Below are 12,715 nucleotides of genomic sequence, written 5' to 3' on the forward strand. Positions count from 1 at the left end.
GACAATCGCTGGTCGAGTAGCGCGGAGCCGCGAGGCACGAGCGTGCTCCGGGCGTATGGAGACCATTCCACGCAGACGCCTGGGGGTTGGCCCGCGCTGAGCCGTTGCCGGGTGGTCTCGATACGGCGCCTCGGCGTTCGTTCCTCACGTGCGGCGCCTACTCGACCAGCGGGACCGCCTCGGCCAGCGGGACTCGCTTCGACCAGCGGGACCCGCCTCGACGAGCGGGACTCGCTTCGACCAGCGGGACCTCGCGTGGGGGCCGCGCACGGTGGGGTGGCCTAGGGTGAGGCGCACTGTCGATCGAGGGGGAAGACCGTGGAAGTCGTCCACACCGCCATCGCCATCGTGCTCGTGGTCGGGCTGATCATCTGGGCGAAGGTCGACCCGGTGATCTCGCTCGTGATCGCCTGCCTCTACCTGGGGCTCGCCGCGGGCGTGGGGTTCGAGGGCACGGTCACCGCCATCACCGGCGGGTTCGGCGAGATCATGACGAAGGTCGGGCTCCTCATCGGGTTCGGCGTGCTCATCGGCGCCCTCCTGCACTCGTTGGGCACGTTCCGCAAGCTCGTGCGGGCGCTGCTGTCGGTCGTGGGGGCGAAGCGGCTGCCCTACGCGCTCACCGGCGCCATGTCGACGGTGTTCCCGTCCATCTACGTCGACGTCCAGGTGGTACTCGCCGCGCCGATCGCGCGGTCGTCGGCGCGCCACGTCGGTCCCCGCGGGCTCGCGCACCTGGCCGGCGCGATCGGCACGGGCATCTTCGCGGGCTACGTGTTCGTCGTGCCCGGCCTGGCCGCCGTCACGATCGCGGGGATCCTCGAGATCCCGCTCGGCACGTACATGATCGCGGGCATCGTCCTCGGTCCCGTCACCGCGCTGCTCACCACCTTCCTGTTCGGCCGGCTGCTCCGCCTCGGCTGGTGGAAGCCCGAGACCGACGAGGCGCAGGACGAGCCGCTCGACGGCGACGGCGTGGAGCAGAACACCGCCGGCACCGGTCCTGGCGAGGGCGCGAGCCGCAGCGACGTCGACGTGCCGCTGCCGGTGGCCCTCCTGCCGATCCTCGTGCCCCTGCTGATGATCGCCGGAGGTGCGTTCGCCGACCTCGCCGACGTGACGAACGGGTTCGTCGCGTTCCTCGGCAACCCGAACGTCGCGCTGTTCGTGGGCCTGCTCGGCGCCTACCTGCTCGCGCGTGCCGCGACCGGCGTGGAGCGCACCGACAAGGCGCTCAAGACCGGCTTCCACACGACGGGCGAGATCCTGCTCATCACCGGCATCGGCGGCTCGCTCGGCGCGGTCATCGAGGCGACGGGCCTCGACCAGACCCTCGCGTCGCTGTTCTCGGCCAGCGAGGGTGCTGCCGTGGTCACCAGCATCCTGCTGGCGTGGTTCATCGCCGCGGTGCTGCACCTCGCGATCGGCTCGGTGTCCGTGGCGGCCATCGCGGCGGCCGGCATCATCAGCCCGGTGCTGGGCTCCATCGACGTCGCACCGCTCGCGATCGGCCTGGCCGTCGCGTCGGGGTCGATGTTCGCGCTCACCGTGAACTCGAACTTCTTCTGGATGTTCAAGTCGCTGCTCGGCCTGACGACGAAGGGCGCGCTGAAGACGATGACCCTGGTCACCAGCATGGCCTCGTTGGTGTCGTTGCCGATGGTGCTCGCCGTCGCGTTCCTGGCCTGACGTCAGGGCTCGACGCGGTAGCGACCCTCGAGCGCCATCTCGATCGTCTGGATCCTCGGCAGGTCGAGGCACCGGCTGACGACGCCGAGCACGACCCGGTCGGGCTGCACGTCGACCTCGACGTCGTACCCCGACGGCACCGCGGCGCGCACGGCGTCGGCCAGGCCCGGCGGTGGCGCCGACGCGAGGTCGAGCGTGGCGTCGACGCGGTGCACGACCGCGTCGCTGCCCCGACCCGGGCAGCGCTGGGTGTCGGCCCGGCCGGACAGGGTGTCGTCGGGTGCCAGCGTCACCCGGTCGCCGACGGCGACCAGCGCCGACCGGGCGGCCTCGTCCGCGCGGTCGCGCCACCGTGCGGCTCCGTCGACGTCGACGGACTGCGCGCACCCCGCCGTCAGCAGGGCGAGCGCGGCCAGGGTCGTGCCGAGGCGCCGGGGCGTCACTGCTTCAGGAGCATCGCGGCGCCGAGGGTCTCCTCGGGCACGCCCAGTCCCTCGACGAGCGTGAGCAGGTGCGGGCGCAGCTCGGCGAGCTGCTCGTTGAGCAGCTGCGTGACGGCCTTGGCGCGCTGGTCGGAGATGCGGTTGTGTGCCATGAACCAGGCCAGGTCGTCCTCGATGACGCTCAGTGCGTACACGGTGCACACCTGGCGTAGGAGGTTCGCGGCCTCCTCGTCCTCGCAGCGGGCGATGCCGGCGGTGAACGCCTCGAGCACGACGCGGTCGACGTGCGCGCGACCGCAGCGGATGAGGTGGTCCTGCGCGTCGTTGAAGATGCGGAACGCCTCCTCGCCCTTGGCCTTCGCGGCCCGCTGGAGGCGTCGGGCGGCCGTCTCGATGAGGTGCTGCTCGCGGTCCTCGAACAGGCTCAGCTGCGTGCCGCGGTCGAGCAGGTCGTGCGCGTCGCCGCCGGCGGGTGCCGCGTCGATGAGGCGCTGGATGAGCTGGCTGGCGGCGGTCCGCTCGCGGACCGTGTCGGCAACCGTCTCGGCGACGAACCGGACCATGCCGAACGGGTCGAGCCCGCCGACCTCCTTGGCGTAGGAGGTGAGCAGCTCCTTGCTGAGCAGCTGCAGCATGACGTGGTTGTCGCCCTCGAAGGTCGTGAACACGTCGATGTCGCCGCGCAGGACCGTGAGCCGGTTCTCGGCGAGGTAGCCCGCGCCGCCGCACATCTCGCGCGACTCGTTGATCGCGCGGGACGCGTGCCAGGTCATGATCGCCTTCAGCCCGGCGGCGCGGCCCTCCAGCTCACGCTGCTGCTGCGCGTCGGGCTCGGTGGCGCGCTGCAGCCGGTCCATGCGCGAGACCTGCTGGTTCTGCGCGAAGCGGTACGCGTAGGAGCGGGCGAGCAGCGGCAGCAGACGACGCTGGTGCAGGCGGTAGTCGGCGAGCAGCACCTCCGGCTCGCCGTCCTGGCCGAACTGGCGACGCTGCAGCGCGTAGCGGCCGGCGATGCTGAGCGCGACCTCCGCCGCCGCGAGCGCCGACCCGCCGACGCTGATCCGTCCGCGCACGAGCGTGCCGAGCATGCTGAAGAAGCGTCGGTTCACGTCGTCGATGGGTGAGGAGTAGGTGCCGTCCTCGGCCACGTCGCCGTACTTGTTGAGCAGGTTGACGCGGGGGATGCGCACCTGGTGGAACGCCAGACGTCCGTTGTCGACGCCGCCCAGGCCGCCCTTGTGGCGGTCGTCGCCGACCTCGACGCCCTCGAGCACCTGGCCCTGCTCGTCGCGGAGCGGCACCAGGAAGCAGTGCACGCCGTGGTTCTCGCCGCGGGTGACGAGCTGCGCGTACACCGCGGCCACGGTGGCGTGCGCGGCGGCGTTGCCGATGTAGTCCTTCGTCGCCGACGGCGTGGGGGAGTCGACGACGAACTCCTGCGTCTCGGCGTCGTAGGTGGCGGTCGTCTCGAGGTGCTGGACGTTGCTGCCGTGGCCGATCTCGGTCATCGCGTAGCAGCCGACGAGGTCGAGCTCGATGAGCCGGGGGATCAGGTCGCGGTGCCGCTCGGTGCCGAGGTTCTCGACCGCGCCGCCGAAGAGACCCCACTGCACCCCGGCCTTGACCATGAGCGACAGGTCGAACTGGGCGAGCATCTCGATGCCGGTGACCGCCATGCCGGGGTCACCGCCGCCTCCGTGCTCGGTGCGGAAGCCGGCCGCGGGCACGCCGGTCGGCACGAGGCCGTGCAGCTGGCGCAGGGTGCGCTCGCGTGCGGCGTCGATGTCGAGGTCGAGGTCGTAGGCCAGCTCCATCGCCGCGAGCTCCGTGCGCGACTGCTCGCGCACGTGCCGCCACTTTCCGTCGAGGGCGATGCGGACTTCGTCGGACAGCGTCATGGGCCGAACGCTACTCGCGCTCGGGGGTCCCCGCAGTGCTGTGAGCGAGCCGTCCGCGATCAGGCCGGGGCGACGAAGATCGCGGCTGCGGCGACGTGCCCCAGGTCGCGCTGCGTGCCGTCGAGCTCGACGGCCAGGGTGCCCGCGAAGTCGTGGCGCTCGACGAGCCGCAGCGTCACGCCGAGCGTCATACCGAGGTCGACGAGGTGGCGCAGCAGGGCGGGGTCCTCGTCGGAGACCCGCACGACCCGCAGCCGCGCGGGCGCCTCGACGTCGACGAGGGGGCGTGCGTCGAGGGCGGGCAGGCGGCCGTCCGCGGTCGGGATGGGGTCGCCGTGCGGGTCGAACTCGGGGTGCCCGAGGCGGGCGGAGAGACGCTCGACGAAGTCGTCGCTGACGGCGTGCTCGAGCACCTCGGCCTCGTCGTGCACCTCGTCCCAGGCGTAGCCCAGGTAGTCGACGAGAAAGGTCTCGACGAGGCGGTGACGTCGGACCATCGCGAGCGCGGCCGCGCGGCCGGCGTCGGTGAGGGTGGCGGTGCCGTAGCGCTCGTGGTCGACCAGCCCCGCGGCGGCGAGCTTCTTGAGCGCCTCGGACACGGTCGACGGGGAGACGCCGAACCGCTCGGCGAGCGCCCGCGACGTCACGGGCGAGTCGTCCCACTCCTGGGTGGTCCAGATGACCTTCAGGTAGTCCTGCATCGAGGACGACAGGGCGGAGGCGGGCACCGCTCCAGGGTAGGGGAGGGCGGACGCGTCCCGGGGGCTCACGACCTCCCGCGCGAGTTCGGTCCACCGAACTTGTGTGTTCTGCACCGGGTGGTAGCGTGTCGGGCATGGCGAACATCGCGCACTCCGGCTCCTCGCGGCCGGCCGCTCCGCGGCTCGACGCCGTGCAGCTGCGGCTCCTGCGCTCCGGCCTGGCGCGCACCGTGCTGTTCGTCGGCGGCTTCGTCGCCGTCGTCGCGGTGGGCGGCCAGGTCGGCTGACCCGCCCGTGGTGGTGCGCATAGGGTCGTGGTGCACCCCGACCCGGAGGACCCCATGACCGGATGGACCACGCCCGACCTCTGCGACGACCACCACCCCGACCGTGTGTCGGTCGTGCAGCCCGGGCTTCTGCGCGGCTTCGGTGGACGGGAGGCCTTCGCCGGCCCCGTCGAGACGGTCTCCTGCTTCGAGGACAACTCGCGCGTCAAGGAGCTGGGCGAGCAGCCCGGTGAGGGACGGGTCCTCGTCGTCGACGGCGGCGGCTCGCTGCGCCGGGCCCTCCTCGGCGACCTCATCGCCGCCCGCTACGTCGAGAACGGCTGGGCCGGTCTCGTCATCCACGGCGCCGTGCGCGACGTGGAGGTCCTGCGCGACCTCGACCTCGGTGTCCAGGCCCTGGCGCCCACGCCCGTGCGCACCGAGCGCCGCGGCCTCGGCGACGTCGGCGTCGAGCTGGCCTTCGGGGGCGTCACCGTGCGGCCCGGACAGTGGGTCTACGCCGACGCCACCGGCGTGCTCGTGGCCGAGGGCCGCCTGGACGCGGTGTGAGCGCGGTGCTGGTCGCCCGAGGGGGACCCTTCGCCTGAGATCCCGGTCTCAGCCCTCGCTCCGCGACGGGAGCGGGTGGTACCGTCCGCCTGTCAGTCGACACCATCACTCCACGTGCCTGCCTGCGGGGAAGCCGGTCGAAGTCCGGCGCTGACCCGCAACCGTAGCCCCTGCCGCCCGGCGTCGGGGGGAGCCGGAACACCGCACCGGGCACCCGACCGAATCACGCTGTCGTGGTCGCAGCGGGTCTCCCCCCGAGGGGCGCCCCTGCTCTTTTGCAGCGGGTGAGGACCCCCATGAAGCACCCCCTCCGTCGCGGCATCGTCGCGACCGCCGTCGTCGCCCTCGGCGCCGGCCTCCTGGGCGCCGCCCCGGCCGCCCAGGCCGCTCCGAACTCCTACGCCTACTCCGCGGCGCGGTGGCTGGACGACCAGCTGACCGACGGCGTCGTGCACAACGAGCAGTACGACTTCGACGACCTCGGCCTGACCATCGACGTCTTCCTCGCGCTGCACGACCTCGAGACCCGGACCGCCACGCAGCAGCGCATCGTCGAGGCGCTGGCGTCGAAGGTCGACGAGTACACGACCGGCGGCTCGTTCGCCCCCGACGATCGCTACGCCGGCGCCACGGGCAAGCTCGCCAGCGCGGTCCAGGAGGCGGGCCAGGACGCGACGAGCTTCGGCGGGGTGAACCTGGTCCAGCGCGCCGAGGAGCGCGTGGTCACCGAGGGGACGTCGGCGGGCCGCGCCTCCGACCTGTCGGAGTACGGGGACTTCTCGAACACGATCGGCCAGGCCTGGGTCGTGCGGGCGCTGTCGACGGCGTCGTCGAGCCGCGCGGCGTCGACGGTCGAGTACCTCCTGAAGCAGCAGTGCGCCGACGGTGGGTTCCGGGTGAGCATGGCCGACGAGCAGTGCGGGACGCCTGGTGCCGAGCAGGGCCCGACCGTCGACGCCACCGCCTTCGCCCTCCAGGCCCTGGGGGTCGCGCGCGAGCACGGGATCAGCGGTCTCGACGACGACGTCGCCGAGGCCACCGACTGGCTCCTGCGGACGCAGGCCGCCGACGGCTCCTTCAGCGACGGCGGGACCGCCAACACGAACAGCACGGGCCTGGCGGCCGCGACGCTGCGCGCGGTCGGCCAGGTCGGTCGCGCCGGCGCCGCCGCGTCGTGGATCGTGAGCAAACAGGTCACCGACGCCAAGGCCGAGGACACCGCGCTGGGCAACGAGATCGGCGCGATCGCCTACGACGACGCAGCCCTGCAGACCGGGCTCGAGAAGGGCATCCCGGTCGAGGCGCGTGACCAGTGGATCCGCGCGACGGCACAGGCCGCCGTCGGTGTCGACGCCCAGCTGCCGCCCGCGACGTTCACGGTGACAGCCCCCACGGGCTACGTGGCGGGCGGAAGCACCGTGGCCGTGCGGGCCACCGGTCTCGCCTCCGGCGAGAAGGCTCGGGTGGTCCTGGCGGGCGGAGGCGCCGTCAGCGTCTTCGCGAACGCCGACGGCCTGGCGACGGCCTCGGTGAAGGCCCCGGCGCGGACGGGGACCGTGCGCGCGACGGTCACCGGCTCGCGCAGCAACCGGGTCGGCTCGACGTCGGTGCGCGTGCTCGCCGCGTCGGCCCGCTTCCCGGCGAGCGTCGGCGCGACGTCGGTGAAGGTCAACGGCAAGGTCCGGGTGAACGCCCGCGGCCTCGCGGCCGGCGAGCCGGTGCGCGTCTACTACCGCAGCCGCTACGTGGCGACCGGCACGGCGTCGAGCACGGGACGATTCACGACCGTCATCGGCGTGGGGCCCGCGACCGGACGCAAGACCGTGTTCGTCCGTGGTCTCACCGACACGCGCCAGGGCACGGCCACGCTCACGGTGGTCCGATGACCCGACGGCTCCTGGCCGCGCTGGTCGCCACCCTGCTCGGGGTGGCGACCGGCGCGGTCGTCGTGCAGGCGCCGGCGCAGGCTGCGGCCTGCGCGCAGGGCGACGGGGTGACCGTCGTGGTCGACCCCCACCAGCTCGGCGGCGGCGTGAGCACCACCTGCGTCCCGGGCTCGGGCAGCAAGGCGTCCGCCGCCTTCACCGCGGCCGGTGTCTCGATGCAGCGAGCCGCTCGCGAGCGGGGCTTCGTCTGCCGGGTCAACGCGCTGCCCGCCGACGCCGGCTGCGTGCAGGCGTCGCCCGCCGACGCGTACTGGTCGCTCTGGGTGTCCACCGGCAACGGGTCGTGGAGCTACGCGCAGATCGGGGTCGACGGACTCGACGTCCCGCGGGGCGGCTGGGTCGCGTGGAGCTGGCAGGGCCAGGCGAGCCGCGCGCAACCCGGCGTCTCCCCGGTCGGCGCGGCGGCCGTCCAGCCGTCGGCGCGACCGACCGGCAGCACCGGCGGGTCGCGTGGTCCGAGCAGCTCCGAGGGCCGGGGCGGCTCCGGCGCGTCGGGCGACGGTGGCGCCTCGGCGGGGACCCCGTCGTCCGGTCGTGCGACGGGCTCGTCGAAGGACGCGGAGCAGAAGTCCCGCGACGGCGCCAAGGACGCCGGCGACGACGAGGACGAGAAGCGTGCGCGCGACGACGAGCGCGCGCGACGGACGGCCCCCTCGGCGACGCCGTCGTCGAGTGACGCTGCGAGCGCAGGGATCGGCGACGAGACCCGAGCCACGTCGGCCCACGCCGGCTCGGGTGCACCCGTCGGGACGCTCGTGGCCGTCGGCGTCGTCCTCGCCCTGCTGGGCGCGGCCGGCGTCGTCGCCCGGCGGCGGAGGGACGACCGCTCCTGACCTCCCCGGCGCGCGACCTGCACCCCGGAGCCTGGTGGCTCTGGGCGCTCGGTCTTGCCGCGGCGGCCTCGTTCACGCTCAACCCGTTCGTGCTGGCGGTCGTCGGCGCGGTCGTGTCGGTGGTCGTCGTGGCGCGTCGCGGTGACGCGCCCTGGGCGCTGTCGTACCGGTTCTACGTCTACTTCGCGCTGTTCGTCGTCGTGCTGCGGGTGCTCTACCGGATCGTGCTGGGCGGTGGCGCCGTCGAGGGCGAGACGGTCCTGCTCCACCTGCCCGAGATCCCGCTCCCCGACGTCGCGCGCGGCATCCAGCTGCTCGGCGACGTGACGGCGGTGTCGCTGCTCGGCGCCCTCTACGACGGCATGCGGCTCGGCGCGATCATCCTGTGCGTCGGTGCCGCCAACTCCCTGGCCAACCCCCGACGGCTGCTCGCCGCGGTGCCGCCCGCGTTCTACGAGGTCGGTACCGCTGTGGTGGTCTCGCTGTCGGTGTTCCCGCAGCTCGCGGAGAGCGTGCAGCGCGTGCGTCGGGCGCGCCGGCTGCGGGGCGACGCGAGCCGGGGCGTCCGGTCGCTGCGGCGCGTGGTCGTGCCCGTGCTGGAGGACGCCCTGGAACGGTCCATGACGCTCGCCGCCGGCATGGACGCACGCGGCTACGGCCGCACGGGCGGTGCGACACGGGCGCAGCGGCTCGTCACGGGCGGGCTCATGCTCGGCGGGCTCGGCGCCCTCTGCGTCGGCGCCTACGCCTACCTCGACGGGACCGCACCCCGTGTGCTCGCCGGACCGGTCCTCGTCCTGGGGCTGTTGCTCGCCGCCGCGGCGCTGCGCTCGGCCGGTCGTCGCGTGCGCCGCACCCGCTACCGCCCCGACCGCTGGCGTCCGGCGGAGGTGCTGACCGCGCTGTGCGGCGTCGTCGTCGCGGTGGGCGTCGACCGCGCCTTCGACCTCGACCCGTACGTCGTCGTGCCCGACCTGGGATCATGGCCCACGGTCAGCCTGCCGGTGCTGCTCGTCGTGCTCGTGGGCGTGCTGCCCGCCTTCCTGACGCCACCGCCCTCGACCGACGTCGCGGGCCCGTCCAGCCACGACCCGACCGACGACGACCCGAGCGACCACGACGAGGGGGAGGTGCCCCGTGCTCGAGCTGCGTGACGTGACCTTCTCCTACGACGACGCTGGGCCGACGCTCAAGGACGTCGACCTCGTGCTGCCCGACGGCGAGCTGCACCTGGTGTGCGGTCGCACCGGGTCGGGCAAGTCGACGCTGCTCGGTCTGTTCAACGGGCTGGTCCCGCACTTCAGCGGTGGTCTGCTCGAGGGCGACGTGCTCGTCGACGGCGCCTCGATCATCGGCACGCCGCCCCGCGAGCTCGCCCACCTCGTGGGGTACGTGCCGCAGGACCCGGCGGCGGGCTTCGTCAGCGACGTCGTCGAGGACGAGCTGGCGTACGGCATGGAGCAGCTCGGCCTCGACCCGCAGACCATGCGTCGGCGCGTCGAGGAGACGCTCGACCTGCTCGGCATCGCCGACCTGCGCCGCCGGTCGTTGCGGACGCTGTCGGGCGGCCAGCAGCAGCGGGTCGCGATCGGCGCGGTCCTCACGATGCACCCGCGGATGCTCGTGCTCGACGAGCCGACGTCGGCGCTCGACCCGACCGCGGCCGAGGACGTCCTGGCGACGGTGGCTCGACTCGTGGCCGACGTCGGGCTCGGCGTGGTGGTCGCGGAGCACCGGATGGAGCGCGTGGTGCCGTTCGCGGACCGGCTCGTCGTGGTCGAGCACGGCCACGTCCGCTCGGGCGAGCCGGCCGACGTGCTGCGCGACAGCCCGGTCGCCCCGCCCCTGGTGGAGCTCGGCCGCCTCGCCGGCTGGGACCCGCTGCCGCTCACGGTGCGCGACGCGCGGCGGCGGTCCGCCCCGCTGCGCGAGCGGATCGGTCCCGCACCCGTGCGGGGCCCACGACGTCCCGTGGGGGCACCGGTGCTGCGGGCCGACGGCGTGTGCGTCGACTACCGCCGCCACCGCGCGGTCGACGCCGTCGACCTGACCGTGAGGGCCGGCGAGGTCGTGGCGCTCATGGGACGCAACGGCTCGGGCAAGTCGTCGCTGCTGTGGGCGCTGCAGGGCGGGGTCAAGCGGTCCGCCGGGCGGGTCGCGGTGGGGGCGGAGGCGCTCGACCCCGCCGGACTCGCCCCGGCAGCGGCCCGGGCGCAGGTCGGTCTCGTGCCGCAGACCGCGTCGGACCTGCTCTACCTGGAGAGCGTCGACGAGGAGTGCGCCGCGGCCGACGCGCACACCGACGGGGCCGACGGGCGGTGCCGCGCGCTGCTCGACCGGCTGGCCCCCGGGATCGACGGCGACCAGCACCCGCGCGACCTGAGCGAGGGCCAGCGGCTGTCGCTCGTCCTGGCGATCGTGCTCACCGCGGCTCCGCGGCTGCTGCTGCTCGACGAGCCGACCCGCGGACTCGACTACTCGGCCAAGACCCAGCTCGCCGACATCCTGCACGCGCAGGCGGCCGAGGGCCGAGGCGTGGTGGTGTCGACCCACGACGTGGAGTTCGTGGCGCTCGTCGCCGACGCCGTCGTGGTGATGGCCGAGGGCGAGGTCGTGTCGGCCGGCGACGTCGGCAAGGTGCTGGCGGAGTCCCCGGCGTTCGCACCGCAGACGGCCAAGGTGCTCGGCCCCGGCTGGCTCACGGTCGCCGACGTGGCGGGAGCGACCTCGTGACGTCGCGGCTCACGCCCCGCTCGGCGCTCGTGCTCGGGGTCGCGTCGCTCGCGGGGCTCGTCATGTTCCTGTGGCCGCTGTTCGTGCAGCCGGAAGCAGGGGCGACCCGCGTCGACCAGCCGTTCATCTTCATGGCGCTGCTGCCGATCGTCGTGCTGGTCGTCGTCGCCGAGCTGACCGAGGGCGGCATGGACGCCAAGGCGCTGGCGATGCTGGGCGTGCTGACCGCCGTCAACGCGGCACTGCGCCCGCTCGGAGCCGGCACCGCCGGCATCGAGACCGTCTTCTTCGTGCTCGTCCTCGCCGGCCGGGTCTTCGGCCCCGGGTTCGGGTACGTCCTCGGGTGCACGTCGCTGTTCGCGTCGGCGCTGCTGACGTCGGGCGTGGGGCCCTGGCTGCCCTTCCAGATGATGTGCGCGGCCTGGATCGGCCTGGGCGCGGGGCTGCTCCCGCGACGTGTGACGGGCCGCGCGGAGATCGCGATGCTCGTCGTCTACGCGGTGGTCGTCGCCTATGCGTTCGGCATGCTGATGAACCTGTCGTCGTGGCCGTTCCAGCTGGGGATCGCCGTGCCCGGGTCCGACCGGACGCTGCAGCTCGTGCCCGGCGACCCGGTGGGGGAGAACCTGCACCGCTTCCTGCTCTACAACCTGCTCACGTCGACGTGGGGCTGGGACACGGGACGGGCGATCACCAACGCCCTGCTCGTGGGGATCCTCGGGCCTCCTGTGCTGACGACGCTGCGCCGTGCGGCACGCCGCGCCCGCTACGGACAGCCGGCCGTCGAGGTCGCCGGCCGGTGAGGGTCCGTGGGTCGGCGAGGATGGTGGGCATGCGCTTGTCGTCCCGCCCCGTCCTGGTGCTCGCCGTGCTGCTCGGCGGCCTCCTCGCCCCAGGCGCTCCGGCCTCGGCCTCCGCCAGCACCGACTCCGGCTCGACCGCTGCGTGCACCGCCGAGGACGTCGTGGTCGTCGTCGAGCCGGCCTCGCTCGGTGGTGGGCCCGACGTGCGCTGCGCGACCGGCCTGGCCGCCGACGCCGTCGCGCAGGACGCGTTGGTCGCGGCCGGGCACGACCTGGTGGAGACCAGCGGGTCGACGCCCTTCCTGTGCCGGGTCGACGGCCGGCCCGGGCCCGACGAGGAGCGGTGCGGAGCGTCGCTGTCCGGGTCGGGCTACTGGGCCTTCCTGCTCGCCGACGAGGGAGGCGACTGGACGTTCGCGCAGACCGGGCTGCGCGAGCAGCGCGTGCAGCCGGGGCAGTTCGTGGCCCTGCGCTACCAGCTGCTGGCCGACGGCGAGGACGTGCCGGTGCAGACCCGGCCGACCGCCGAGACACGGGAGCGGACACCGCGCGCGGCGGAGGTCGAGGAGCACGACGCGCTGCGTCCCTCGGGCGCCGAGACCGCGGTGACGGTCGCGCTGGCCCTCGTCCTCCTCGCCGTCGTGGTCGGCATCGTCGTCGTCGCCCGGCGGCGCCGGCCGTGACCGGGCGCCACCGTCGGGTCGGCACACTGGTGCCATGACGGCGACGCGCCAGGGCGACCACACGGTCCGGTTCGACTGGGGACCCACCGGCGGTCTCGCCGTGGGCGAGGGCGCCGACGTCGCGGTCGTCGTCGACGTGCTGTCCTTCAC

General features: G+C 73.9%; 12 protein-coding genes. 9 read left to right on the top strand and 3 right to left on the bottom strand.

The features are described 5' to 3' along the window. Window positions 1-318 precede the first annotated feature (318 nt). Complete coding sequence (locus tag A6Q81_RS02885) at window positions 319-1,689, top strand: GntP family permease (protein ID WP_286689467.1); 1,371 nt, start codon at window positions 319-321, stop codon at window positions 1,687-1,689. A 2-nt stretch (window positions 1,690-1,691) separates the two neighbouring features. On the opposite strand, the gene A6Q81_RS02890 is transcribed toward A6Q81_RS02885, so the two are convergent. Genes A6Q81_RS02890 through A6Q81_RS02900 form a run of 3 tightly spaced genes read right to left on the bottom strand, consistent with a single transcriptional unit; the run spans window position 1,692 to window position 4,758 of the window. Next, window positions 1,692-2,132, bottom strand: coding sequence for a hypothetical protein (locus A6Q81_RS02890; RefSeq protein WP_286689468.1), 441 nt, complete (start codon window positions 2,130-2,132; stop codon window positions 1,692-1,694). After that, the gene (locus A6Q81_RS02895) at window positions 2,129-4,030 is read right to left on the bottom strand and encodes an acyl-CoA dehydrogenase family protein (protein ID WP_286689469.1); all 1,902 of its coding nucleotides are present in this window, start codon (window positions 4,028-4,030) and stop codon (window positions 2,129-2,131) included. Before A6Q81_RS02895 ends, A6Q81_RS02890 begins: the two co-directional genes overlap by 4 nt. Before the next feature lie 59 nt (window positions 4,031-4,089). Then, on the bottom strand, window positions 4,090-4,758 hold the full coding sequence (locus A6Q81_RS02900; protein ID WP_286689470.1) for a metal-dependent transcriptional regulator: 669 nt from the start codon (window positions 4,756-4,758) through the stop codon (window positions 4,090-4,092). A gap of 107 nt (window positions 4,759-4,865) precedes the next feature. Between A6Q81_RS02900 and A6Q81_RS02905 the strand changes: the two genes are divergently transcribed. The 8 genes from A6Q81_RS02905 (at window position 4,866) to A6Q81_RS02940 (ending at window position 12,565) form a co-directional block, all read left to right on the top strand. Beyond that, window positions 4,866-5,018 (top strand): hypothetical protein, encoded by a 153-nt coding sequence (locus A6Q81_RS02905; RefSeq protein ID WP_286689471.1) that lies wholly within the window; start codon window positions 4,866-4,868, stop codon window positions 5,016-5,018. A 54-nt stretch (window positions 5,019-5,072) separates the two neighbouring features. Beyond that, complete coding sequence (rraA, locus tag A6Q81_RS02910) at window positions 5,073-5,567, top strand: ribonuclease E activity regulator RraA (protein WP_286689472.1); 495 nt, start codon at window positions 5,073-5,075, stop codon at window positions 5,565-5,567. Window positions 5,568-5,863: 296 nt separating this feature from the next. Further along, window positions 5,864-7,453, top strand: a complete 1,590-nt coding sequence (locus tag A6Q81_RS02915; protein ID WP_286689473.1) for a prenyltransferase/squalene oxidase repeat-containing protein — start codon at window positions 5,864-5,866, stop codon at window positions 7,451-7,453. Beyond that, window positions 7,450-8,346: a hypothetical protein gene (locus A6Q81_RS02920; RefSeq protein WP_286689474.1), complete on the top strand. Its 897-nt coding sequence runs from the start codon at window positions 7,450-7,452 to the stop codon at window positions 8,344-8,346. The genes A6Q81_RS02915 and A6Q81_RS02920 overlap by 4 nt, the downstream gene beginning before the upstream one ends. Further along, entirely contained in the window at window positions 8,343-9,500 is a 1,158-nt protein-coding gene (locus A6Q81_RS02925; protein ID WP_286689509.1) for a CbiQ family ECF transporter T component, read from the top strand. Before A6Q81_RS02920 ends, A6Q81_RS02925 begins: the two co-directional genes overlap by 4 nt. Continuing rightward, window positions 9,484-11,079, top strand: a complete 1,596-nt coding sequence (locus tag A6Q81_RS02930; RefSeq protein ID WP_286689475.1) for an ABC transporter ATP-binding protein — start codon at window positions 9,484-9,486, stop codon at window positions 11,077-11,079. The genes A6Q81_RS02925 and A6Q81_RS02930 overlap by 17 nt, the downstream gene beginning before the upstream one ends. Next, window positions 11,076-11,882: an ECF transporter S component gene (locus A6Q81_RS02935; protein WP_286689476.1), complete on the top strand. Its 807-nt coding sequence runs from the start codon at window positions 11,076-11,078 to the stop codon at window positions 11,880-11,882. Before A6Q81_RS02930 ends, A6Q81_RS02935 begins: the two co-directional genes overlap by 4 nt. Before the next feature lie 29 nt (window positions 11,883-11,911). Beyond that, on the top strand, window positions 11,912-12,565 hold the full coding sequence (locus A6Q81_RS02940) for a hypothetical protein (RefSeq protein WP_286689477.1): 654 nt from the start codon (window positions 11,912-11,914) through the stop codon (window positions 12,563-12,565). Window positions 12,566-12,715 lie beyond the last annotated feature (150 nt).

The sequence above is a fragment of the Aeromicrobium sp. REDSEA-S38_B2 genome, assembly GCF_001628525.1.
Classification (GTDB): Bacteria; Actinomycetota; Actinomycetes; order Propionibacteriales; family Nocardioidaceae; genus Aeromicrobium; species Aeromicrobium erythreum.

Bases quoted from the DNA above. Each gene is read 5' to 3' on its own strand.
- rraA (WP_286689472.1), top strand. From the start codon at position 5,073: ATGACCGGATGGACCACGCCCGACCTCTGCGACGACCACCACCCCGAC.
- A6Q81_RS02915 (WP_286689473.1), top strand. From the start codon at position 5,864: ATGAAGCACCCCCTCCGTCGCGGCATCGTCGCGACCGCCGTCGTCGCC.
- A6Q81_RS02895 (WP_286689469.1), bottom strand. From the start codon at position 4,030: ATGACGCTGTCCGACGAAGTCCGCATCGCCCTCGACGGAAAGTGGCGG.
- A6Q81_RS02920 (WP_286689474.1), top strand. From the start codon at position 7,450: ATGACCCGACGGCTCCTGGCCGCGCTGGTCGCCACCCTGCTCGGGGTG.
- A6Q81_RS02940 (WP_286689477.1), top strand. From the start codon at position 11,912: ATGCGCTTGTCGTCCCGCCCCGTCCTGGTGCTCGCCGTGCTGCTCGGC.
- A6Q81_RS02905 (WP_286689471.1), top strand. From the start codon at position 4,866: ATGGCGAACATCGCGCACTCCGGCTCCTCGCGGCCGGCCGCTCCGCGG.